At 68.9% G+C, this 22,416-nt stretch carries 19 protein-coding genes and 3 tRNA genes; 11 read left to right on the plus strand and 11 right to left on the minus strand.

All coding sequences use genetic code 11. The annotated features are described in order from the left end of the window. Window positions 1-1,081: 1,081 nt before the first annotated feature. Window positions 1,082-1,363, minus strand: a complete 282-nt coding sequence (locus ASD62_RS03405) for a hypothetical protein (protein WP_056914763.1) — start codon at window positions 1,361-1,363, stop codon at window positions 1,082-1,084. Between the two features lie 168 nt (window positions 1,364-1,531). Here ASD62_RS03405 and ASD62_RS03410 point away from each other — a divergent pair, with 168 nt between their 5' ends. From ASD62_RS03410 to ASD62_RS03425, 4 genes are all read left to right on the plus strand, one after another. After that, a complete protein-coding gene (locus ASD62_RS03410) occupies window positions 1,532-2,788 on the plus strand; it encodes a hypothetical protein (RefSeq protein ID WP_056914764.1) in 1,257 nt (418 codons plus the stop codon). A gap of 80 nt (window positions 2,789-2,868) precedes the next feature. Next, window positions 2,869-4,200 (plus strand): ATP-grasp domain-containing protein, encoded by a 1,332-nt coding sequence (locus ASD62_RS03415; RefSeq protein WP_056914765.1) that lies wholly within the window; start codon window positions 2,869-2,871, stop codon window positions 4,198-4,200. Continuing rightward, window positions 4,200-6,296 (plus strand): hypothetical protein, encoded by a 2,097-nt coding sequence (locus ASD62_RS03420; RefSeq protein WP_056914766.1) that lies wholly within the window; start codon window positions 4,200-4,202, stop codon window positions 6,294-6,296. The genes ASD62_RS03415 and ASD62_RS03420 overlap by 1 nt, the downstream gene beginning before the upstream one ends. Continuing rightward, window positions 6,293-8,905 carry a pentapeptide repeat-containing protein gene (locus tag ASD62_RS03425; RefSeq protein ID WP_082580552.1) on the plus strand — a complete coding sequence of 871 codons (2,613 nt, stop codon included), beginning with the start codon at window positions 6,293-6,295 and terminating at the stop codon, window positions 8,903-8,905. Before ASD62_RS03420 ends, ASD62_RS03425 begins: the two co-directional genes overlap by 4 nt. Before the next feature lie 6 nt (window positions 8,906-8,911). On the opposite strand, the gene ASD62_RS03430 is transcribed toward ASD62_RS03425, so the two are convergent. The 3 genes from ASD62_RS03430 to ASD62_RS03440 form a co-directional block, all read right to left on the minus strand. Continuing rightward, window positions 8,912-9,754 (minus strand): DUF3626 domain-containing protein, encoded by an 843-nt coding sequence (locus tag ASD62_RS03430; RefSeq protein ID WP_162254749.1) that lies wholly within the window; start codon window positions 9,752-9,754, stop codon window positions 8,912-8,914. 107 nt (window positions 9,755-9,861) lie between these two features. Further along, window positions 9,862-10,743, minus strand: coding sequence for a hypothetical protein (locus tag ASD62_RS03435; protein WP_056914769.1), 882 nt, complete (start codon window positions 10,741-10,743; stop codon window positions 9,862-9,864). Next, window positions 10,740-11,915 carry a hypothetical protein gene (locus ASD62_RS03440; protein WP_200956848.1) on the minus strand — a complete coding sequence of 392 codons (1,176 nt, stop codon included), beginning with the start codon at window positions 11,913-11,915 and terminating at the stop codon, window positions 10,740-10,742. Before ASD62_RS03440 ends, ASD62_RS03435 begins: the two co-directional genes overlap by 4 nt. A 34-nt stretch (window positions 11,916-11,949) precedes the next feature. Between ASD62_RS03440 and ASD62_RS03445 the strand changes: the two genes are divergently transcribed. The 3 genes from ASD62_RS03445 (at window position 11,950) to ASD62_RS03455 (ending at window position 14,853) form a co-directional block, all read left to right on the plus strand. Beyond that, a complete protein-coding gene (locus ASD62_RS03445; RefSeq protein ID WP_056917133.1) occupies window positions 11,950-12,615 on the plus strand; it encodes a nitroreductase family protein in 666 nt (221 codons plus the stop codon). An 833-nt stretch (window positions 12,616-13,448) separates the two neighbouring features. After that, window positions 13,449-13,658: a helix-turn-helix domain-containing protein gene (locus ASD62_RS03450; protein WP_056914771.1), complete on the plus strand. Its 210-nt coding sequence runs from the start codon at window positions 13,449-13,451 to the stop codon at window positions 13,656-13,658. Then, window positions 13,642-14,853, plus strand: coding sequence for a tyrosine-type recombinase/integrase (locus ASD62_RS03455; protein ID WP_056914772.1), 1,212 nt, complete (start codon window positions 13,642-13,644; stop codon window positions 14,851-14,853). Before ASD62_RS03450 ends, ASD62_RS03455 begins: the two co-directional genes overlap by 17 nt. 99 nt (window positions 14,854-14,952) lie before the next feature. Here the strand turns inward: ASD62_RS03455 and ASD62_RS03460 are convergent. The 4 genes from ASD62_RS03460 to ASD62_RS03475 form a co-directional block, all read right to left on the minus strand. Further along, window positions 14,953-15,027: transfer RNA gene (locus ASD62_RS03460), tRNA-Val, on the minus strand. Between the two features lie 32 nt (window positions 15,028-15,059). Next, window positions 15,060-15,130, minus strand: a tRNA-Cys gene (locus ASD62_RS03465). A gap of 22 nt (window positions 15,131-15,152) precedes the next feature. After that, window positions 15,153-15,225: transfer RNA gene (locus ASD62_RS03470), tRNA-Gly, on the minus strand. Window positions 15,226-15,261: 36 nt separating this feature from the next. Further along, a complete protein-coding gene (locus ASD62_RS03475; RefSeq protein ID WP_235529100.1) occupies window positions 15,262-16,518 on the minus strand; it encodes a YihY/virulence factor BrkB family protein in 1,257 nt (418 codons plus the stop codon). Between the two features lie 31 nt (window positions 16,519-16,549). Here ASD62_RS03475 and ASD62_RS03480 point away from each other — a divergent pair, with 31 nt between their 5' ends. Together ASD62_RS03480 and ASD62_RS03485 are read left to right on the plus strand one after the other, a co-directional pair. After that, a complete protein-coding gene (locus tag ASD62_RS03480; protein WP_056917134.1) occupies window positions 16,550-18,196 on the plus strand; it encodes an acyl-CoA dehydrogenase family protein in 1,647 nt (548 codons plus the stop codon). A 65-nt stretch (window positions 18,197-18,261) separates the two neighbouring features. Continuing rightward, window positions 18,262-18,612 carry a hypothetical protein gene (locus ASD62_RS03485; protein ID WP_157581296.1) on the plus strand — a complete coding sequence of 117 codons (351 nt, stop codon included), beginning with the start codon at window positions 18,262-18,264 and terminating at the stop codon, window positions 18,610-18,612. Between the two features lie 61 nt (window positions 18,613-18,673). On the opposite strand, the gene ASD62_RS03490 is transcribed toward ASD62_RS03485, so the two are convergent. The 3 genes from ASD62_RS03490 to zapE all read right to left on the minus strand — a co-directional run bounded on the left by ASD62_RS03490 (window position 18,674) and on the right by zapE (window position 21,089). Then, complete coding sequence (locus tag ASD62_RS03490; protein ID WP_056914774.1) at window positions 18,674-19,048, minus strand: VOC family protein; 375 nt, start codon at window positions 19,046-19,048, stop codon at window positions 18,674-18,676. An 85-nt stretch (window positions 19,049-19,133) separates the two neighbouring features. Further along, on the minus strand, window positions 19,134-20,036 hold the full coding sequence (locus ASD62_RS03495) for a polyphosphate kinase 2 family protein (RefSeq protein WP_056914775.1): 903 nt from the start codon (window positions 20,034-20,036) through the stop codon (window positions 19,134-19,136). 12 nt (window positions 20,037-20,048) lie between these two features. After that, window positions 20,049-21,089: a cell division protein ZapE gene (gene zapE, locus ASD62_RS03500; RefSeq protein ID WP_056914776.1), complete on the minus strand. Its 1,041-nt coding sequence runs from the start codon at window positions 21,087-21,089 to the stop codon at window positions 20,049-20,051. Here zapE and ASD62_RS03505 point away from each other — a divergent pair. Then, entirely contained in the window at window positions 21,088-21,813 is a 726-nt protein-coding gene (locus tag ASD62_RS03505; RefSeq protein WP_056914777.1) for a dihydrofolate reductase family protein, read from the plus strand. The genes zapE and ASD62_RS03505 overlap by 2 nt on opposite strands. Before the next feature lie 129 nt (window positions 21,814-21,942). Then, window positions 21,943-22,416, plus strand: a 474-nt coding sequence (locus ASD62_RS03510) for a DUF222 domain-containing protein (RefSeq protein ID WP_157581554.1), incomplete at its 3' end; no start/stop codon positions are given.

Consider the following 22,416-nt stretch of genomic DNA (forward strand, 5'->3'; position numbering starts at 1 on the left):
TCCCGGAGTAGTCGCTCGACCAGCTGCCTGATCCCGTGCAGGAGCCGGTCGCTCTTGGCCACCTCCACGCGTCGTGCCTCCAGCGTGGCGAACCACGCTGCGTTCTCGTCACCGCGAGCCGCTGCCTCGCGCGCCGTGTGCTCGATGACCTCGCGGGTGGGGACCCGGTCCGCGGGGTACCTGCCCCACGTCCGGGGAGCCACCTGGCGCAGGGCCTGGAACGACACGATCAGAGGGTCCTGGGCGAACTGGTGGCGGCGCTCCTCGGCGCTGCCCGCCACGGGATCGCCGTGGACGTCACGCTGGTCCGTGGCGCCCTCGGACAGCACCCAGCCGGCGGCAGCCACGGTGAGCGCGACCTTGTCGCGAGCCGCGCCGGAGCGCGTGCCCGCCACCATCGCGTCCGCGTGCCGTGCCAGGTGAGCGGCGGCCGAGGCCCACACGACCGCCTCCACTGCGCGTCCGTCGACCGATCCCGCTCCCACACGATTGTCGCGGACCTCGTGCTCCCCGACCGCTTCCCAGTGGGCCTCGAGCGAGATGACCTGGACTTGCCCGCGGGCATGCTCCGCGTCATACCTGCTTGCCGCGGTGGTCAGGCGCCACCTGACGTTCTGCTTGACCACCGTCCACGACGCCCACCCGGGCATCAGGTACCCGGAGGGCGGATCCTCGAGGAGGCGGGTGCTCAGCCCGAGCATGGCGTCATCAGCCGCTGCCTCACGGACCGGCTCCGGGAGTCGGGACCACGTCCGGCGGGTGCTCCGGCGAGCAGCGGTGGTGACCGACGCGAAGCACTCACGCCGCCTCGCCGGCTCCACCAGCACAGCCTCCGTCCAGGCCCACCCGTTCACGGCGAGGGACGCGTCGACGACGTCGTGGAAGCCGTCCGTGCCGTGTGCGACGAACCCGCCGTAGGGACTCCACGCGGCCGCGATCACGGCGTCCACGGTCCCCCGCGCGATTCCTGCGGCCGCGGCCGCCTCGTGGAGGCGAGGCAGGCCCTGCCGCAGCGTCGCGGGCAGGTCCCCGTCCGGGGGGTCACCGCCATCGAACCAGACGGTCCCATGTGCGGCGCCCATCAGGCACCGACCTCGGCGTGCAGGCGGGCACTGTTCCGCAGATGCCATCCCTGGCACGTCGGGCAGTGCCAGGCCACGACCTCGACGCGCTCGAGCTTGGCCTTGCTGAAGGTGCGGCGAAGGCCAACGATCGCGTCCTGCGCCTGGGACCGGTCGCGGTAGCGGATCCGACCCGATGCGCAGGTCGGGAGCATGTGTCCGTTGAGGACGCTCCGCTTGCGCTTGATGATCGGCCTGGCCGGCTTGATCGCCTGCCAATTGTGGAAGGTGTTCTCGTTCATGGTGACTCCTCGCTCAGCGAGCGCTTGTCGCTCGCTGTGAGGGCCACGGAAGTCTGGTAACGGCGCGTGACTACAGGCTCCTGGGCGTGTTACTGGTAACGCGATACCACGGCGCTACCTCGCCCGATCCAGCGTCGGGCGGGCCGTCCGGGTGACAGGATGAGCGGCATGGCTTTCGACCCCACGCCTGAGATCAAGGACCTCACCTGGCCGGAGTGGATGGCCTGGGCCATGACGGTATGGGGCGGTGGGGCTCGCGTGGCCGGCCGTGGGAAGGCCCACGTGGAAGCCTTCGACTACGACTCCTGGCCGACACGCATCCACGCGATGTGGTTGTGCACCATGGGTCTGAGCAACGACCCGAAGGTCTCCAGGGTGAATACCCAAGGCAAGTTCTACGCCAGGGCAAAGACCAGCATGGGTCGGATCTACGCGGGCCTGCAGCTCGGTGACTCGTTCACGGCTTTCTGCGCCGCCGCTGCGATCCCCAGGGTCGTGGAGAACTACGCCATCGCGAGAAAGGACGCCAGAGGCTTCCAGTACGACTCCTTCGACGGAGCCAGGGTGGAGGCGGCCATCGCGTCGTGGCCGGACATCCGCGACCGGCACCCCCCTGAGCCACGGGACTTTGCTCCGGCCACCACCCAGGGTGGCGCGGAGACGACGACCACGGCGACCCACGCCTCCCAGCCCGTCGTCCTCGTCGGGAGCAGGCGACTTGTCCCCGTGGTCAGGAACAGGCTGCAGTGGACCGAGGCGAAGACCGCCGGCGCAGGCACGCTGGTGGCCTCCGACGCCAGCCTCATCGCCGCCCGGGAGGACGACCGTCTGCGCATCGCCAGGCTCAACCGTGTGACGGGAGAGTCCGCCGAGTGGGAGCGCGCGCTCGACCTGTCCCGCCTGGGGGCGGGCGCCGTCCTCGCCGTGGGGGGTGCCGGCCGCGCCGACGTCGCCTTCGTGTGGGCGTCCCCCAAGGGCACGTTCCTATACGTGGCCCGTCATGCCGAATCGTCCCTCGAGGTCGTCGACACACTGGCCTCCCGCCAGGCTGAAGGAGCGGTCATGAGCGGGAGCCGCGTCCTTCTCCACGGTGCCACGCGCGACGGTTCCGGCGAGTGCCCTGCCTTCCCCGACCTGAAGGTGTCGTCCCTCGTGGCGGCCGCCGCCGGCGGGGCCGTCGTGGTGCTCGCCCACGGACTGGATGCCAACGACGGATGGAGCGCCTGGGTCGAGAGGGACGGCCGCCTCCGGTACCAGGTGGACAGCGGGGCCACCCTGCGGCTCGATCTCCCCGGGGGCGGCCCGCCGCACGTCGTCGACAGCCGGGACCGGGTCGTCCCGCTGTCACCCCAGCCGATGCGGAGCCGGCCCTTCGAGCACTGGACCTCGCCGCTTCTCGGGATGGAACGGCACCTGCGCCGTTAGACTCCGCCGAGTGGGTCCGGGAGCCATGTGAGGTCGCTGTCTTCGAGGCAAGGGGTGGAACGTTGGTCGCACGGGGTGGCATGCTGGCTGAGGTCGAACGGCGTCTGGGTGACCGGCGGCTCGTCTGGGCCGGCATCCGCGGTGACGACATCGAGCCGTTGTCCGACCTGTCGCAGCTCTCCGCGTCATTCTCGATCGCCGGAAACTACTCCAACCGTGGCGGCGTCCAGTCCGTCGCCTACGAGGACCTCACCGGAGTCCGGGTCGACCCCGAGATCTGGGACATCGACGACCAGCTGCGCGAGCCCGCCACCAACGAGTTCCGCCACAGCCTTCTGCGCGCCCTTTCGGCCGACAGCGCCCTGCTGCCCTACCGGCCGTCTCCGTTCCTGTCCTCCATCCACTTCGCCCGCCAGGACGACAGCCTCAACCTCGGGCTCTTTAGTGCCCAGGCCTCCGCCTTCGAGCACAAGCCGTGGGTCGAGTCCGCCGTCCGCGCCATGGGTCTGCCCCGTATCCCCTGGACCTACGTCGCCGACGAGGAGCAACTCAAGGCGCGCGAGGTGAGCCGCCACGGATCGTTCGTCCTGCGGCGCAGCCGCACCTCCGGCGGCCAGGGCTTCGTCCACGTGGACTCCCCCGACCAGCTGGCCGCAGCATGGCCGAAGGTCGACGAGGCCTTCGTCAGCGTCGCCCCGTTCATCGGGGGTGGAGTGCCGGTCAACGTTGGCGCCACGGTGTGGCAGGACGGCACAGTCACTGTGCACCACCCCTCGGTCCAGCTCATCGGCGTGGACAGCTGCGTGACCCGCGAGTTCGGCTACTGCGGAAACGACTTCGGGCGTGCTCGTGACCTGGGTGACGAAGTCCTCGACCAGATCGAGGCCTCCACCAGGGCGATCGGGGTCTGGCTGCACCGACACGGTTACCTGGGGACCTTCGGCGTCGACTACCTCGTCCACGAGGGCCTTCCGCTCTTCACCGAGGTCAACCCCCGCTTCCAGGGGTCGACCCACGCCTCGTGCCGACTCTCCATCGAGGCCGGTGAGGCCTGCCTCATGCTTGAGCACGTGGCCGCGTGGCTCGGTGCGCCCAGCCCGGAGCCACGCCCGCTGCGCGAGCTGGTGGCGGCCATGCCCGACTTCGCCAACGTCGTGGTGCACTGGACCGGTCCGGGCGCCCAGGTGACCGACGCGTTCGCGCTCACGGACCTGTTGCGGGAGACCGACGACACGGTCCGCAGTGACGTGGTCACCCCGACCGGCATCGTCAACGACCCGGGCTCGGCGGTGGCGCGGTTCACTGTGCGTCGGCGGGTGACGGACAGCGGGTTCGACCTCACGGCACCGCTGGACGCCGTGATCTCCGGCTGGCAGTCAAGGACGGCCGAGGGCGTCGGGGTGGGCGACTGATGGCCCTGTCGACGTCTCGGCGCAATGACCCGCCGGCCTTCTTCCCCAGCTGGGACGACTACCTCAAGCGGTGGAAGGGGACGGCCGACCCCACGTTCTGCGCGGCGATCACCGACATCTACGCGAAGGCCGTCCAGGACGCGATCCGCGAGCTGGACGCCGAGATCGCCAAGGTGCAGGGGCGCCCGCGCGACGATCCGGACCGTGACGAGCTGCTCCGCGGCTACGAGAAGGACCGCGACCAAATCAGGGCACGGCTGGCCTTTCCCTGGATCACGCCGGTGCTCGGCAGTGGGTGCTTGGGCCTCAGCGAGGCCGGGTCGTCGGCGGCCGTCGAGGCGATTCCCCGGCTGCTCGCCGATCAAGCTCGCGCGTGGGGTCGGCTGCCTGAGGGACGCAGTGCTGCCGAGGTCGTCGAGACCTTCGGGCTGTCGTTGGTGCGGTCGAGGCTCGGCCCCATGGCGTCCGACCGCGACTCGGCCGAGGCATCGTCGAGGACTGCTCAGCTCGACGCCTTGGCGCAGCACGACGTGCGCCTCGCGGCCCGCGCCACGCTGTGCGCCCACCTGCTCACCAGGCTGTACTTCGAGGTCGGCACCCTCGCCGACGGCGCCATCGCGAGATCCGAGGAGCCCCTGACGTTCTCGTCGGACCTGGTCGGTCCCACTCCGCGAGGCGCCGAGCTCGTCGACCTCCTCGTGGTGCCACTTAAGGCTCAGCTCACGCTGCTCCGGTCGGAGACCAAAGGACGCCACGAGCAGCTGGCCTTCGTCGCGGACTTCGCCCAAGCGGTCCTCAAGGACCTCGATGCAGACGAGCCATCCGTCACGCGGTCCGACGCCACGCTCATGTCCGAGATCGCGTGGCACTTCATGACGCAGGGCACGTCGCAGTACCCCGGCTGGTCGGACCTGCTCACGCAGCTGATCCTCGCCAGCGAGTCGGCGGTGCGGTCGCACCGCTGGCCACACCTCGACAACCTGTCGGCCGCTCGCGCCCGGCTGCACGCGCAGTTCATCCAGACCACCGTCGACTCGTGGTCCTCCCGCGTCCGCAATGCTCCTTCGTCCAGCACCAAGGGCTCGCGGGGCGCCACCGGCGTCTCGCCGAGTGCTCGTGACGGCTTGTACGACGCCGTCGCGGAGCTGCTCATCGCCCAGGCCGCTCGCCACGCGTCCTCGACCGACCGCGAAGGCCGCGAGCAGTTCCCGCCTGCCGTCGCGTTCGTGACGTCCTTCGACCTCGAGCTGGAGATGGCGCTGCTGGCGGCGCGCACACCCTTCCGACTCGTCGTCCCGTTCTACGTCGGCACCGCCTCCGAGGCCAAGGCCTTCGTCTGGCTCCAGACGACCATTGCTGCTCTGCCGCCCCGGACGAAGCTGACCCTCAACCACCTCTTCGCGCTTCGGGTCACCCGGGGGTGGTCCCTCCTGACGAGCCACCCCGACGCCACCAAGGACGACTTCACCCTGCCTATCGTGGTGCGGGTAGCGGGGTCACCCCTCATCAAGGTCGAGGGATTCGACGACCTCGATGAGCAGGAGGAGAAGTACGCCACCCGGGCCGGGTCCGACACCGCTTGGGTCGGTGACCTCGTGGGCAGTCTCGGGGGGCTTCCCGGAAGGACCTTGGCCGGGACGGTCCTGCTCGACGAGTACACGGCCCTGCACCAGTGGGCCGCGGAGCTGGCGCAGCCACCGCACATCGATCCAGCCAAGGGTGAGGAAAGGCTCGGTCTCCCGGCTCGCCTCTTCAAGGGTGGCATGGCCACTGACGCCCGGTTTTGGTTCGCCCTCGGGGTCCAGCTGAGCGACGAGGCCGTGCGGCACCGTACGGCCGCGGTGGTCGGTACGGCAGACCTCCGCAGTCACGTCAACGACGCTCAGCGCACCACAGAGCGTGCCGGTGTCGTCGTCAACCGGCGCACGACCCCCAATGAGCGGGAGGTCTTCCTCTGGCAAGGCCTCGACGTCGTCGCGGCGACCTATGAACGGGTGGTGCCCGCCCTGCGGCACATGGCCGCCCACACGGCGAACCCTGACCTACGGCGACTCCCGGGCGAGAGGTCGTGCACGATCGAGGGGGGTGCCGCATGAGCCTGCTCGACACGTGGCGCAAAGGAGTAACAGCGTCGGACTGTCCGTGGGCCGGGCCACGCCCCATGCAGGAGGGCCGCCACGCGGCCACCGAGCTGATCGGCCGCGACGACGACATCCTGAGGTTCAAGCGGCTCCTCTTCGACACGGACGTCCTGGTCTTCACCGGTGCCTCCGGCGTGGGCAAGACGTCGATGCTTCAGGTCGGGCTCGTCCCAGGACTGCGTGAGTCCGGCTACACGGTCGTCCTGTGCAACCAATGGAGCCGCCGCTCCAGCGAGATCGCCGAGATCGTCGAGATGACGACCTCGCAGCTCGATCCTGCCGATAAGGCGGACCGGCTCCTGCAGGCGCTGCTCACAGAGAAGCTTCCCGTGCGTGCCCGACTGGGTCTCACCGAGGGCGGGGACCTCCTCAGCACTCTCGACCGGTCCTACGGGGACAAGTGCGTCGTGGTCCTCGACCAGTTCGAGGAGCTCATGCGCTACCGGCCGGACGCCTTCCAGTGGGTGCTCCGCTGGATCGAGAAGGCGGCCGTGACGGACGTCCGCGTTGTTATCTCGCTTCGGGTGGAGTACGAGCACCAACTCGGTGGGCACGCTGGTCTGCGGCTGGGTCCGTTCAGCCAGAAGCGCTTCGAGCTCGCGCCGATCACCAGCCCTGAGCACGTGGCGCGCATCATCGAGGGTCCCCATGTGCGGACCACGGCATCCGACGACGTCGTGCGGGGCGACATCACCCTCGGAGCGAGCAGGCGCATCGTGGACGCCTGGGTTGCTGCCGGGGTGGATGGGATGCCGCAGGATCGCGGGCTACTGCACCTGCAGGCCCTGTTGTTCGTGCTGTGGAGGCGCGTGGAGGGCCGTCGAATCGAGGCCTCCGACCTCACGAGGTACTTCCGCCACCAGGAGGGAGCGGCGCTCTTCCACACGGCCCTGGCGGAGGCGGTCGCGGTCTCCGTCGACTTGTGCAGCCAGACCTGCGCCTCGGCCGGGATCCCCGACGTCCTCACCGCCCGCACGAAGCACTACGTCCGGGCGATCAGCGCACACCTGTCCAGTGGCGGCTTCAAGGTCGACCATTCCCGTGAGGACCTGGGTCGGCTCGTCGTCAGACGCGACGGCACGCAGGACCTCCCCGACCAGTTCCGATCCACGGCAGAGCGGGCGCGTCTTGCGCTGGCCACCCGGGTCGACGAGTCCATCGTCGGGGGGTCGCCCACGAGGGGGGACGATCAGAAGGACACTGATAACCGCGACTGGTTGGCCGTCGAGCGCCACGGACTGATGGGCGGGGTGGAGTCAGCTCGTGACGAGCACGAGTTGACGGCAGGCGTCCTGCTCGGCCGGTCGCCGATCGAGAGCCACGTGGAGGAGTACCGCGCCTTCCACTTCGCCATCGAGTGGCTGCGGATGTCACAGCTCGTCCGGATCACCACTCCGGAGCAGGGCAAGACGATGGTCAGCCTCGTCCACGACCTGTTCGGTGCGGGCCTGATCCAGTGGAGCGCGGCCGTCGGCGACACCTCCGGCGGCCTGACGGCCGAGGAGGCCGTGCACCAGTTCTCGGCGCTTCGCGGCGTGCGGATGAGCTGGCAGAACCGCGTGGACGAGACCTTCCTCAACGGCCGGCTGCTCGTCAACCAACGATGGAAGTTCTGTGAGGTCTCCGCCGACCTTCGCGACGTGACCTTCGTGAACTGCGACCTGCAGGGGACGGTCTTCCGCCGGTGCACCTTCAACGGGGTGCAGTTCGTCAACTGCATCCTCGACGACGTGGAGATGCTCGACTGCACGGTCGTCGGATCTCCCTCGCCGACCCCCAGTTCGACCGATATCCCCCCGGAGGATCGCGACCGTCTGGGTTCCCGGCCGTCGTTCCTCGTCGACGACGCCGATGTCGTCCAGGCCCTGCGCTGGTATGCCGAGCCGAGGCAGGACGTGTCTGCGGACCTGCGCATCCTGTCCGAGCCGGAAGTTGCCGCGGTGGTCACGGATTCCAAGGGCTCGCCGAGCGAGCTGCCTTTCGAGCGCCAGCCCGGCGGCCTGACGATGTTCGGCGGCCGCCTCAGCTCGCTGAAGATCAGGAGCTGCACGTTCGTCCGGTCCGGCCAGATCTCGCTGCGGCACGTGGCAGGGACCTCGGTGGAGTTCGCAGAGCAGACCCACGCGCGGCTGAGCATGTTCGACGCCGCACTTCGAGGACTGACCATCACGCGGCCGGTCGAACACTCCCAACGGTCGAGGCCGAGGGACTTCGTCCTGGACTTCACCGAGTCGCACATCATCAACACCTGGTTCGGGGTCGGCCTTCGTGGCAGAGCGACCTTCGACAGCTGCGTGGTCTGGCAGCTCTTCAACGCCGCGGACCCCAAGGACTTCACGGTGCGGACTCCGCTCAGTCGTCAGTACGGCGCCGTGAACGTCGGCGCCCTGCCCGGCGACCAGGAACTGCCCATGTCCGCTCTGACACTGGGGGTCGCGGAGCCCACCGATCTGGCTCCCGCGTGGGATGGCCGGGCGTCGGTCGACGAGGCGAGCAGGAAGATCGACTACCGCCGGTACTCCAGAGAGCGCATGACGGATGATTCCGGAGGCCGGGACAACTAGACGCTCTCAGGCGGGTCTGGTCGGACTGAACAGCTCGTTCCATAGGAACTTCGCAATCTCGCCGATGACCTTGTCGTCCCCTGATGTCCACGCCCACAGGCTGGAGCGCGCGACGACCCCGACCCATGCTGCGGTGCACGGCTGTCCCGAGCTCGCCCGCTCCTGCAGGGCGCGACGGACGAGCTCTTGGTCGCGGGTCGTCGACCATCCCTGCGCACTGCGTTCGACCGGCGGACCTGTGTGCCACGGTACGCCGAACCGTGCGTGGACGAGGGCCAGGCCGTCGGCGACCGGCGTACCGACGAAGCTCGGATCGACCGAGATGGCCTCGACGTCGCGCCCGAGGTCGACGGGCCCGTGGACCTGTGCTTCGAGAGGACCGTCGAGCCTGCGCGCTAGGCGTGGCTCGCTCGGCGCAGTCCTCCCCGCCGCGGCTGCGGCCACGGCAGTGGCCGAGCCCGCCAACCAGCTCGGACCCAACACGCTGTCCCCCACGGACACGGTGACGCGGTCGAGCACCTGAGGTTTGAGGACCAGGTGGCAGGAGCCGAACCGCGGCCAACCGCCGTACGGCGAGTCGTCGAACGTCAGCGAGCCGTACTTCGGGCGCTCCTCCGGCCTGGTACCGGGCCTGTGATAGGCCCCGCCATACATCGCCCGCTCACACCGGTCGCGCAGACCCCCGGGCTCCGGCGAAACCACGCCGTTGGTGTAGCCCACTTCGAACTGGTTGCGGTAGCGACCAGTCGACGCCAGGCCCTCGATCACGGTGTGGCCGTCGCGGGTCAGACGGTCAGGGTGGAAGTTGATCGTCAGACGAGGTGGTCCGCCCGCTCTCACGCCCTGCACCGACGTCAGCGCACACGCGATGAGATCGGCTCGCTCGGCCCGGACGACGGCGTCAATCGCCTTGCACTGACCCTCCGTCAGGCGGTCATCCTGCCTGGCGCCCTGCATCACGCAGGAGCGCCGAGGCCGAGAACGAGCTCCAGCGTCGCCATCCGGACGTAGAGCCCGTCGTCGCTCTGCTCGAACATGCGGACCCGAGGATGGTGCAGGGCGTCGCGCTCCATCTCGTCGATCACGGGCAGGGGTGAGTAGACGCGGGCGCGCGGCGGCAGGCTGTCGAGGTGGGCCGACGTGACCCTCAACCGAGTTCGGCCGTCCTCGTCCAGTGCGCCGTGCGGGATGCCCACGACGTACAGGGCGTCCACGTCACCTATGTCGCCGAGCGTCCGCTCCTCGCACAGGGTGGCCAGCCCCTCCGGGACGGTGAGTCCCTCATGGAGGCCGGGCTCGGTGACCAGCACGAGGCGACGAGGCTGGTACGCCTCCAGGAGCAGCAGGAGGCTCCGTGCGGCCCGCATCCGAAGATCCCCGCAGAGGGCCACGACCTGGTCCCCCACGGGCACGGCGAGCCGCGTCAGGGCGAAGAGGTCGATGAGCGCCTGTGTGGGGTGCTCTGCCACGAGGCCACGGTCTCCACCACTGACCAAGGGGACCTGCACCCCGGCAGGCAACACCAGGTGCTCGCCGACTCGCGCGACCACGGCATCGCAGTACCCGGCGAGGGTGCGCAGGGTGTCGTCGACGGACTCGGGCATCGACACTGCGCTCTCTCGCACGCCGAGGACCTCGACCGGTGTCGCCCCGAGCCTGATAGCGGCAGCGGCGAACCCCGTCCGCGTCCGAAGGGAGCTCTCCAGGAAGGCAAGACCGACAACCGCCCGAGGCGGCAGCTGCGCGCTGGGCTCGCCCGCCTTGATCCGCGCGGCTCGATCAAGGATCCAGTCGACGTCCTCGACCCGGAAGTCGGTGACGGAGCGGTACAGGCTCACGCACCGGCCCCGATCATCACCGGCCGATCGTGTGCATAGGCGACCCGCCCGTCGGCACCAGCGGCGAAGTTAAGGGTGTTGTGGCTGCAGGGCGGACAGTCCGGTCCTAGGATGACGCCGAACTCGGCCACGATGTCGCTCGCTCGCTCGTAGGCCTCGCGCATGAAGTCGGCGGTGGGCGGCTTGAGGTCGCGAAGGGGTGTGGCCATGTCCGGCCTGAACGGGCTGAGGACTGGGGTGCCACCTCGCTGGGCGATCGCGCGGACCCCGGCCAGCGTGTCCTCCAGCGGCTCCAGACCAACCATCAGCATCGATCTGGCGCGGCCCTGGCCGAGTGCCACCGTGGCCGACTCGATGAAGTCCAGGTAGAAGTCAAGGCCCTGGTTGTACTTCTGCCGCATGTAGTCGCGCGCTCGGTCGCGGTTGTACAGTTCGAGGTTGATGGAGAGCTCGTGGAGACCGAGGTCCGCCAGTTTGGGCAGATCGAACAGGCCCGGCAGGGGGACCATCATCAGGTCAACCTTGGTGGTGGGGAACGCCCCAAGGACCGTGGCGTACAGCTCCTGCATCCAGGGGATGTCCTTCGGTTTGGGAGTTCCGCCGGAAATGAGCATGTGCCGGGCAGGCTGGAGCGGGTCACCCAGCGCAACCCGGGCCGCCGACACGAGCGCGGCGACCGGCTTCAGCGCGTAGACAGACAGCGGGTCGTCGTACGGGATGTTGCAGAAGGTGCACGTCATCGAGCAACTGCGAACCGGTGAGAGTCTCGCCCGGTCCCCGTGCGTGACCACGTAGTTGTTGAGCGGGCCGAAGTCCATCGCCGAGCCGTGGTACTCCGGCTGGGGCCAGAAGGTCGCCCGGCTGGACAGGCCAGCTCCTTCGACGAAGAAACCCTCGTCGAAGCCGAGCACGAAAGGGGTGGCAGAGACGAAGTTGGGGTTGTAGCGCTCGATCGGGGCGTTGACCCACACGTCGTCCTCGAGATTGAGGATGATGCCGGAGGTTGACGCGTAGTCGTGCGGACTGAGGGACCGTTCCCCGTTCAGCTCGCGCAACGCGTCGAGGGCAGCCCGAGAGATGACGAGCCCCTGGTCCAAGAGCTCGAACTTTAGCAACTGTGCTTGCGTGAGGTGGAGGGTGGACACCATGAGCCTTTGCGTCGAGATGGGCATCCCTCGAGGAATGATTCGCCGTATCCTATCCGCGATGTCCGACTCCGACGTGATCCTCGCCGCCCTGATGAACCGCAGGAGCATCCGATACGGCTTCGACGGGCGCTCCGTGAGCCGTTCCACGCTCGAACGCATCGTCGCCTGCGGTCTCGCGGCACCTTCGTCGAAGAACGCTCAGCCCTGGCGGTTCCACATCGTCACCGACCGTCCCACCCTCGACGAGCTGGCGGATGTGGTGACGGGAGCGCGGGACATCGACGACTACGTCCCTCACGACCCCGGCACAGGACGACCGTACGCGCAGTACACGTCGACCGTCCGCAACTCGGCGGAGGTGCTTCGCCAAGTCCCCGCGACCATCTGGGTCGAGAACCTGGGCGCCTTTAGTTCTGGTCGAAAGACCCTGCTCAGCGTCCCGAACGAGGCCCTGGCCGGGTCTTTAGCCGGGTACGCGTTCGAGTTGATCGGCATCGGAGCGGCCGTTGAGAACATGTGGATCGCTGCCAATGCACTCGGCGTGGCGGCGGCTTTCATGGGAGATGTGGTAATCGCGGAGTCGACGATTGGGGGCCGGCTGGGGTTCACGGGTGACCTCCTTGGCGTCCTCGCTCTGGGCTATAGCGCCGCCGAGCCGCGACCCCCCATGGACGTTCGCGCCTTCGCCGAGTCAACACGCGCGCTCTGGCACAGCGACTCGTGAAAGCCAACCCGCCGTCGCGGCCTTGCTACGACCGCTGTGACAGGTGGAGCTACGCGTGCCTAGCAAGGTCGAATCACGGCTGCCTGGGAGCGAGATCTGGGCTCTGCACGACCATCGACGTCAACACCTTGGCCATGACCGAGTACACGGCACGAGTCGTGACCGATGGCAATGCGGGACAAAGCACTCCCGGTTGAGCACTTCGAAGACCATCTGCTCTGCGTGCGTGACTCCGCCTAAGGACCAAGGTTGGGTTGCCTGGCGCGATCACGCAACCCGACATATGCGGACTAGCCAACACCCCAACCCCACCCCGTCAGTAAGCCCGCGACCTGTTTGACGCGGCGAGATACTGCACGAAATGTGGCACGCCGCATGGAAAGTGGCCCCTGACCTGCGCGTATGTGTATGTCCGAAAATCGGAAGGTTCCCTCGCCAGTCCAGAGCTCGCTCGAGCTCTGCCCCAGCCACAGGGCTCTCCGCTGGGGCAGTGAGCCTGCCGCCGTCCGGTTTACCCTCCGACTTAGGTCGAGCAAGGCCAGGAGATGGCGAGCACCTTCACTAACCGTATTCGCACATCTATGCAGGTCAGAGGCTATTCACGGCAGGGACGAGTAGCGGCGTGCACTCCCCCCGGATAATCAGCGGATTCGGGGCTCAGGAGGACACCACGCTTGTCTCGAACTCACTGCACTTAGTTGAGCAGCAGCCTCGGCGACGATCACGCAACTCCTAGGTCAAGTGAACGTGCTGACGCCCGGCTAAACGACGATCTGGCGCGGATGGTGCCCCCTCGTCACCGTTGTCCAGTCGAGAACGACGAGGGAGAAACCATGACCGCAGTGGCAGAACGCGCGCTCTTCGGCATCGCGGAAACGATGGAACTGCTCAGCATGAGCCGCACCGTCGTCTATGAGCAGATCCGTGCGGGGCGCTTGCAGACCGTGCACCAAGGGCGCCGCTGCTACGTCACTGCGTCGGCGATCGAACGCTACGTCGCCCTGCTCGAGTCAGAGGCGGAGGCGGATGGCCACACGGCGTAGTCGCGGCGAGGGTGGCGTCCACTTCTCGGAGTCACGCCAGCGCTGGATCGCGACCGCTCAGGTGGGCTTCCACCCAGACGGTAAACGCATCGTCAAGACTGGGACCGGTCGCACCAAGACCGAGGCCAAGGACAAGCTCCAGAAGCTCATTCGCGACCACCGGGACGGTATTTCGGTAGCTGCCCGCATGACGGTTGCCTCGGCCGTCGAGGACTGGCTGGAGTTCGGTCTCGCCGGCCGATCCGAGAAGACCATCAACACGTGCCGGATCCTGGCCAACGGACATGTCATCCCGGACCTGGGAGCCAGGAAGGTCGAGGAGCTCACAGCCGAGGACGTCGACCGATGGCTCAAGCGGAAGGCACCTGACCTGAGCCGCGCCACCTTGCAGCGCATCCTCTCCATCCTACGTCGAGCCCTATCTCGCCAAGTGGCCCGTGACCGGCTCCGACGAAACGTCGCATTGCACTGCGAGGTCCCGCAGGGACGAGAGGGGCGCCCGTCGAGGGCGCTGACCTTCGAGCAAGCTGCGGCCGTGCTGGCCGCCGCGCGTGGAACGGACATGAATGCCTACATCACGCTCAGCCTCGTCACAGGCGCCCGGACGGAGGAGCTGCGCGCGCTGACTTGGGCCCACCTGGACCTGACCGGCGACCTCGCGTCGAAACCACCCCGGCCGCCGACCATCCAGGTCTGGCGCTCGGTGCGTGAAACTGGCGACACCAAGACCAAGCGGTCTCGACGGACCCTCCGGTTGCCTGCCGTCGCCGTCGAAGCGCTCACTGTTCACAGGCGGGAGCAGGACCATCGAAGGGAGGCAGCCGGGGACAGCTGGACCAACAACGACCTCGTCTTCTGCACCGATTCAGGGCTCGCCCTGGACTCGGCGAACGTCCGCCGTGCCTTCCGCAGCGTCGTGCGCCGAGCTGGCCTGGTCGACGGGACGTGGTCACCCCGCGAGCTCCGGCACAGCTTCGTCTCGATCCTGTCCGAGGCAGGCGTCCCTCTGGAGGAGATCGCCCGGCTTGTCGGCCATCGGAGCACCACGGTCACCGAGGCGGTCTACCGAAAGCAGCTCAGACCCGTGCTGACCGAGGGCGCGGAGGCCATGGACCGCATCTTCGTGTCCGAGGACGTCCGCCCACGTCCGGCCTCCATTCCGACACCGGAATCTGACCCAAAACCGGATCCTTAGTCAAGCAGTTAGTCAAGCATCGCCCTTCAGGGCCGATTCGGAGCCCTACGAAGAACAGCCCCTGATCTGCGTTTCCGCAGGTCAGGGGCTGTTTCGTACTGGTGGGCGATACTGGGTTTGAACCAGTGACCTCTTCCGTGTCAAGGAAGCGCGCTACCACTGCGCCAATCGCCCGAGGGTGGAGATTTCGGGTTCGTACGTAGTCGAGGTGGAGACGGGATTTGAACCCGTGTACGCGGCTTTGCAGGCCGCTGCCTCGCCTCTCGGCCACTCCACCGTGAAGGCGGTCAAACCCTCCGAGCGGATGACCGGGCTCGAACCGGCGACCTCAACCTTGGCAAGGTTGCGCTCTACCAACTGAGCTACATCCGCATTACACGCGCGTTGGTGACGAACGGGGAGTTTTTGCTACCCGCTGCGCGTGCGAAGAAAACTTATCGGATCAGGCGCTTCCTCTCCAAATTGGGTGTCGTCCGAGTCGTCCGGGACGGGGGTCAGCGGCTTGCGGGCCTCCTCCCGGAGACCCGCCAGGGACCCCACGAGCTCCTCCTCCGCGGTGGCGTCCGCCTGGGCCGCGAGCAGCCCGGCCACGCCGCCGGACGCGACTGCTCCGTTGCCCGCAGGGGCGCCGTGGGCGGTGTCGGCGGGGGTTCGGGTCGCCGAGGCGACGGAGGCCGTGCCGGCACGAGCGCCACCCGGCGCAGGGGCCGCGGACCCGGCGCGGCGGGAGGCGAGCTTCCCCTGGACCCACTCGACGACGCGTGCCCGCAGCGACAGTCGCTCCTCGACGGGCCACAGGGTGCGGATGGCGGCGTTGAGCGCGGCGCCGATGAGGACCGCGATGGCGAGGGCGTACAGGAAGATCAGCAGCACGATCGGGGCGGACAGCGGTCCGTAGATCGACGTGCCGCCCTTCAGCGAGGCCGCGACGGTGCCGCGCAGGACGTACGACGACAGGGACCACAGCACCAGCGTCAGCACCGCTCCGGGCACGTCGCGGAGCCACGGGCTGCGCCGTGGGGTGGAGATGTGGAACAGCGTCGCGATGCTGGCGACCGCGAGGACGGTCACGACGGGCCAGTAGAGCCAGGCCAGGAAGCCCGTCTCCTTGGGCAGCAGGTCCTTGAGCCACGTCGGGCCGATCACGACCAAGGGGATGACGACGATGCCGACCACGAGCGACAGCACGTAGAGCGTCAGCGACAGGGCCCGCGTCCGGACGATGCCGCGCACCCCCGACTGGCCGTACATGATCGAGATGGTGTCGACGAAGACGTTGAGCGCACGCGAACCCGACCACACCGACAGCAGGAAGCCGACCGAGATGAGGTCGAACCGGCCGTCCTTGAACACGTCCTGGACGGTGGGCAGCAGCGTGTTCTGGATGAGTCCGGGCGTGAGGAACTGCCCGGCCCAGGTCTGGATCTGGGCGATGATCCGCGTGACGGTGTCGTCCCCCAGCCACTTGCCGAGGTACCCCACGCCACCGAACAGCCCCAGCACCAACGGCGGCAGCGAGAGCAGCATGAAGAAGCCCGCCTCGGAGGCCAACCCGGTCACGCGGTACTTCAGGCAGACCCTGATCGTCTCCACCGTCATCCGCGCGACCGGCATGGCTCCGGGCACGCGCACCAGCTCGCGACGGACCCGCGCCTTCACACTCACCTGCCCACGGTATCCCGCATACTCTGCGGTCGTGCCCACCCACGCCGTCACCAACCAGGTCCCCGCCCTCCCCGACTACAACGCGTTGACCAGCAACGCCGCGCTGGCAGAGGCCGTTCGGCGCTGGGCCGACGACGCTGCATACGCGGAGGTCGAGCATCTCGGCGCGCGCTCGGGGTCGGCGCAGGCGCGCGAGTGGGCCGAGCAGGCGAACACCCACCACCCCGTCCTGCGGACCCACTCCCCCACCGGCGAACGCCTCGACGAGGTCGACTTCCACCCTGCGTGGCACTCCCTCATGGAAGTCGCCGTCGGGGGCGGGCTCACCGCCGAACCATGGACGCGCCCCCCGGGCACCGGAGCGCACGTGCGACGTGCGGCCGGGTTCACGACCTGGTCGGAGGTCGAGCAGGGCCACCTCTGCCCCGTCTCGATGACGTATGCCGCCGCGCCGGCGCTGGCGGCCAACGCCGCGCTCGCGCAGCGCTGGGTCCCCCCGCTCGCCTCACGCAGCTACGACCTCGGCCTGCGCCCGCTCGACGCCAAGGCCGGGGCCATCGCCGGCATGGGCATGACCGAGAAGCAGGGCGGCTCCGACGTCCGCGCCAACACGACCCGCGCCGTGGCCAGGGACGGCGGCCCGGTGGCCGGCGGTGACACCTACCGCCTGACGGGGCACAAGTGGTTCTGCTCGGCGCCGATGAGCGACGCCTTCCTCGTGCTGGCGCAGACGGAGGCGGGTGTCGGGTGCTTCCTCGTTCCCCGGGTGCTCGACGACGGTGAGCGCAATCCCTTCGCGCTCCAGCGGTTGAAGGACAAGCTGGGCAACCGGTCCAACGCGTCCTCCGAGGTCGAGCTGGACGGCACGTGGGGGGTGCGAGTCGGCGACGAGGGCCGCGGCATCCGGACCATCCTCGACATGGTCGCGGCGACCCGCCTCGACTGCATCCTCGGATCGTCCGCGACGATGCGAGCCGCTCTGCTCCGCGCGATCCACCACGCCCGGCACCGCAGTGCGTTCGGCGCCCTGCTGGTCGACCAGCCGTTGATGCAGAACGTGCTGGCGGACCTCGCCCTCGAGTCCGAGGCGGCCACCACACTCGCGCTGCGGCTCGCGCACGCCGTCGACGAGGGCGACACGGCCCTGTCCCGACTGGGTGTCGCGCTGGGCAAGTACTGGGTCTGCAAGCGCACCCCGGTGATGGTCGCCGAGGCCCTGGAGTGCCTGGGCGGCAACGGCTACGTCGAGGAGAACGGCCTGGCGCGCCTCTACCGCGAGGCGCCGCTCAACTCGATCTGGGAGGGCTCGGGCAACGTCAACGCCCTCGACGTCCTTCGAGCCGTAGGCCGTGAGCAGGCCTCCGTCGACGCCTACCTCGCCGAGGTCGGGCTCGCGCGGGGCCACCACCGCGTGCTCGACGACGCCATCGACGGGCTTCCGGAGCTGCTCGCTCGGGCGACCCGACCAGATGCCCAGGCCGGGGCACGCTCGGTGGTCGAGGGACTCGCCGTCACCCTGCAGGCGTCCCTGCTGGCCAGGCTCGCCCCCACCGTCGTGGCTGACGCGTTCATCGATAGCCGCCTGGGCGGACGGCACGGCGCGACCTTCGGGACGCTCGACGTCGGCCTCAGCACGCAGGCGTCCAGGACCCTCGTGGACCGCGCATTCACCCTCTGACCGGCCGGAAACACGCGACGAACGGCTGATCGACGCGGAGTCCACGCCGCCGCATACTCGGCAGCATGAGAGGTCAACCCGGACGGGGAGCCTTGATCGGGCTCTTCCTCGGCGCCGTGACCGCGGCGCTGGTCATCCTGCTGCCCGCAGCGATGAAGGGGCTCAACTACATGGACGTCCTGGACCCGCTGCTCTACATCGGGGGCCCGATCGTCGTCCTCTCGGCCTGCGGTGGCGCCATGCTCGGCGCGCCGGCACCCCGACCTCAGCACGAGGTCTGGATGCGCCCGATCCGCAAGCCGGGACCTGCCGCCACCGTTGCAGGGGGCATCGTGCTGCTGACGATCTGCGGGATCGCCACCTGGGTGATGCTGTGGGGGTTCGGCAAGGTCCCGCCGCCGCCCGGGCTGAGCTGAGCGCAGACCGGGCAAGGGCGGGGGCCCGCGCCCCGGGCCTCAGTCCTGCCTCAGTCCTGCCTCAGTCCTGGATGACCGACAGGACGTTCCCGGCCGGGTCCCGGAACCACGCGATGAGCGGACCGCCCCCGCGGAAGATGCCCTTGGCGTCCGTCGCCATCGGCGTCCCCTCGTACTTCTCGAAGCTCACCCCTGCCGTCGTGAGGCCGTCCACCGTCGCCTCGATGTCGGCCACGGGGAAGTTCAGCACGGTGAACCCGGCCGGCTCGTGGTCGCGCTTGGGGTAGATGATCGCGCGGTGGTCACCCCCGAGGTGCAGGCTGAGGATGCCCATCTGCTCGGTCACCTCGAGCCCGAGAACGTCCGAGTAGAACGTCCGCGCTGCGTCGATGTCGTTGGCGGAGAAGCCACTGAATGCCTTCGATTCGCTGAGCACGCCCAGCTCCCTTCGTCGTGGCGGCGCCCGACGTGGCACCACCTACCCGTGAAGACTCCGCCGGGGAGCGGAACTCATCGCACCCTCACGTCACGCGGAGGCGCTGCTGCTCCTTGCTGACGTCGTAGTCGACTGCCGGCCACCGGGGGTCCATCGCCTCGAGGTGCTCGAGCACCAGGCTCTGGACGGCCAGGCGCGCGTACCACTTGCGGTCGGCGGGGACGACATACCACGGGGCTGCGTCCGTCGAGGTGCGGTCGAGGACCGCTTGGTACGCCTCCTGGTAGTGCGGCCACTGCAACCGCTCGTCCACGTCGCCGGGGTTGTACTTCCACTGCTTGTCGGGCCGAGCGAGCCGCTCGGTCAGCCGGGCCTTCTGCTCGTCCGAGGAGATGTGCATCATCACCTTGATGATCGTGGTGCCGTCGGCGATCGCCTTCTCCTCGAACGCGTTGATCTGGGCATAGCGCCGCGACCACGTCGCCTTGGGCACGAGATCGTGCACCCGAACGATGAGGACGTCCTCGTAGTGCGAACGGTCGAAGACGCCGATCTGCCCCGGCGACGGCAGCGCGTTGCGGATGCGCCACAGGAACGGGTGCCGGCGTTCCTCTGCCGAAGGGGCCTTGAACGCGGTGTACCGCACGCCCTGGGGGTCCATCTCACCAACGACGTGGCGCATGATGCCACCCTTGCCGGAGGTGTCCATGCCCTGGACGACGAGCAGGAGCGACCGCTGACCGTCCATCTTGGCCTCGGCGTACAGGCGTTCCTGGAACTCGCCGATCTCCCCCGCGCGCAGCTCCAGGGCCGCCTGCCCGGCTTCCTTGTCGCCGTCGAAGGCTGGCGTCGAGCGTGGGTCGCACTCGGCGAGGACGAAGCCCTCCCGCACCCGCAGCGCCTCGCTGAACGTCACGGGAGCCAGCGGGGTGACCTCAGCCGGCTTCGACTCGGGATGCTTGGTGGCCTTCTTGTCCTTCTTGCCCATTGGCGCATCCTGTCACCGCTGGTCAGCCCGCGCGAGGGCTGTGAGACGGGAGATGGCGCGGTAGTACTTCTTGCGGTAGCCGCCCGACAACATCTCGGCGGAGAAGACCTCTCCCAGTGGCTGACCGCTGGCGAACACCGGGATGTCTGCGTCGTACAGGCGGTCCGCGAGGACCACGAGGCGCAGCGCGACCGCCTGGTCGGTCACCGGGCGCACGTGGGTCCATCCCACGGCCGTGACCCCGTCGAGCAGGGTGCGGTACCGGCTCGGGTGCACGGTCGACAGGTGACGGGTCACGTCGATGAAGTGGTCGAGCACGGCACCCTCCCGCTGGGTCGCCTCGGCGACCTCCGCCTCGGTCAGCGGCGGCGGGCTGTCGACCGTGTCGCGGTGCCGGTAGTCCGGGCCGTCGACGGTCAGCACGTCGAAGCGCGATGCCAGCGCCTGGATCTCGCGCAGGAAGTCCTCAGCGGCAAACCGCCCTTCCCCCAACGCATCCGGCAGGGTGTTGCTCGTGGCCGCCAGCGACACCCCGGCCTCGGTGAGGCGCGCGAGCAGGGTCGCCATGAGGACGGTGTCGCCCGGGTCGTCGAGCTCGAACTCGTCGATGCACACCAGGGTGTGCGCGCTGAGCGCCTCGACGGTCTGGGCGAAGCCGAGCGCCCCGACGAGGTTCGTGTACTCCACGAACGTCCCGAAGGACTTCGGTCCCTCCGCCTCGTGCCAGAGGCTCGCCAGCAGGTGCGTCTTGCCGACGCCGAACCCGCCGTCGAGGTAGATCCCGCGCCCGGCCTTCGCCCGCTTGCGACGTCGCCCGAACAGACCGGTGCTCCCAGTGGCTCCGCCCAACGACGCGGCATACGCCTCGAGCCGCTCCACCGCCGCGGACTGGCTGGGCTCCGCGGGATCGGGGCGGTACGTCGAGAACCGCTCCGCGTCGAACCGCGGCGGGGGCACGAGGTCCCGCACCAGCCGTTCGCGGTCGAGCTTCGGGGAGCGTTCGGTGAGTGAGGAGGGCACGGGGGAAGCGTAGGTGAGGCAGACTTCCCGCATGCGCCTGCTGCTCAGCGAGACCGGCTCCCACGCCCCCGGCACCGATGTGGACGACGCTGCCCTGCGAGAGGCGTATGCCGCGCCGGCCGACCGCGCGTGGCTGCGCGTCAACTTCGTGGCCTCCCTCGACGGCGCGGTGACCGGTGCGGACGGGCGCTCGGGGAGCATCAACACCCCGGCCGACTTCCGGGTCTTCTCCGTGTTGAGGCAGCTCGCAGACGTCGTCGTCGTGGGCGCGGGAACCGTTCGTGCAGAGGGCTATCCGGCGTTGCGGGACGAGGACCCGGAGGCGCCCGTGCTCGCGGTCGTCAGCAACCGCGGGGAGCTACCGCCAACCGTCGCTGCGATGACGTCACCTCGGGGAGCGGCCCTGCTCATCACGTGCGAGTCGGCATCCTCGTCCAACGTCTCCGCCGCCAGGGAGGTCCTCGGAGACGACCATGTCGTGGTGGTCGGCAAGGAAGCTGTGGACCTGCGGGCGGCTCGAGCGGCGTTGGAGGACAGAGGGTTCCGCAGCATCCTGTCCGAGGGCGGACCGTCGCTCTTCGGCACGATGCTCAGCGCGGGAGTCGTGGACGAGGTCGACCTCACCTGGGCGCCGACCCTGGTGGGTGGCGAGCACGGCCGGATCACCAGCGGGCCGGACCTCGACGTCGCGCTCACCCCGATGCTGCTGCTCGAGGAGGACGGGACCGTCCTCAGTCGCTGGCGCGTCGACCACTGACGCACTCCTCTCACCACTTCCACTGGCGGCGAGTGGACGGCGCCAATTCGGTTCTGCTCAGAGCGAATTCGTGGGATCGGGGTGTGGACAACCCTTCTCAGAGCATTCGAACACCTGTACGATTGGGGCATGTCGACAGTCCCGCTCGCAGCACTCCCGGACACCGGTCCGGACGGTGGCTGGGGCATGCGGAACCAAGCGTTGTGGGAGCGGACCGCTGCCGTTGCGGGTCGGTTGAACCGTGCGCAGGCCGAGCTGGTCGACATCATCGACGAGGTCATGCGCGACCGGCACTGGGGCGAGGGCGGGTTCAAGTCACCCGAGCACTACCTCGTCGTCCGCGCCGGGCTGTCGCATGCCCACGCGGCCGATATCGTCGCCGTCGCCCGGCGACGCACCGAGCTCACCGACGCAGCTGTGGCGTTGGAGGCCGGGGAGCTGTCCCTGGACCAGGTCGCCGTCCTGGCCCGCCACGTCCCGGTCACCCACCAGGCCTCGGTCACCCAGTTCGCCCGCAACGCCACCGTCACCCAGCTGCGCCGAGCCGTCGCCCGCCACGCGTTCGCCGCCCCCGCACCAGCCGCACACGCCGCCCAAGGCACC

The sequence above is a fragment of the Phycicoccus sp. Root563 genome (assembly GCF_001427915.1).
Taxonomy (GTDB): Bacteria; Actinomycetota; Actinomycetes; order Actinomycetales; family Dermatophilaceae; genus Pedococcus.

Bases quoted from the DNA above. Each gene is read 5' to 3' on its own strand.
- ASD62_RS03495 (WP_056914775.1), bottom strand. From the start codon at position 20,036: ATGGGCAAGAAGGACAAGAAGGCCACCAAGCATCCCGAGTCGAAGCCG.
- ASD62_RS03405 (WP_056914763.1), bottom strand. From the start codon at position 1,363: ATGAACGAGAACACCTTCCACAATTGGCAGGCGATCAAGCCGGCCAGG.
- ASD62_RS03455 (WP_056914772.1), top strand. From the start codon at position 13,642: ATGGCCACACGGCGTAGTCGCGGCGAGGGTGGCGTCCACTTCTCGGAG.
- ASD62_RS03450 (WP_056914771.1), top strand. From the start codon at position 13,449: ATGACCGCAGTGGCAGAACGCGCGCTCTTCGGCATCGCGGAAACGATG.
- ASD62_RS03415 (WP_056914765.1), top strand. From the start codon at position 2,869: ATGCTGGCTGAGGTCGAACGGCGTCTGGGTGACCGGCGGCTCGTCTGG.
- ASD62_RS03410 (WP_056914764.1), top strand. From the start codon at position 1,532: ATGGCTTTCGACCCCACGCCTGAGATCAAGGACCTCACCTGGCCGGAG.
- ASD62_RS03445 (WP_056917133.1), top strand. From the start codon at position 11,950: ATGTCCGACTCCGACGTGATCCTCGCCGCCCTGATGAACCGCAGGAGC.
- ASD62_RS03505 (WP_056914777.1), top strand. From the start codon at position 21,088: ATGCGCCTGCTGCTCAGCGAGACCGGCTCCCACGCCCCCGGCACCGAT.
- ASD62_RS03485 (WP_157581296.1), top strand. From the start codon at position 18,262: ATGAGAGGTCAACCCGGACGGGGAGCCTTGATCGGGCTCTTCCTCGGC.
- ASD62_RS03420 (WP_056914766.1), top strand. From the start codon at position 4,200: ATGGCCCTGTCGACGTCTCGGCGCAATGACCCGCCGGCCTTCTTCCCC.
- zapE (WP_056914776.1), bottom strand. From the start codon at position 21,089: ATGCGGGAAGTCTGCCTCACCTACGCTTCCCCCGTGCCCTCCTCACTC.
- ASD62_RS03440 (WP_200956848.1), bottom strand. From the start codon at position 11,915: ATGCCCATCTCGACGCAAAGGCTCATGGTGTCCACCCTCCACCTCACG.
- ASD62_RS03425 (WP_082580552.1), top strand. From the start codon at position 6,293: ATGAGCCTGCTCGACACGTGGCGCAAAGGAGTAACAGCGTCGGACTGT.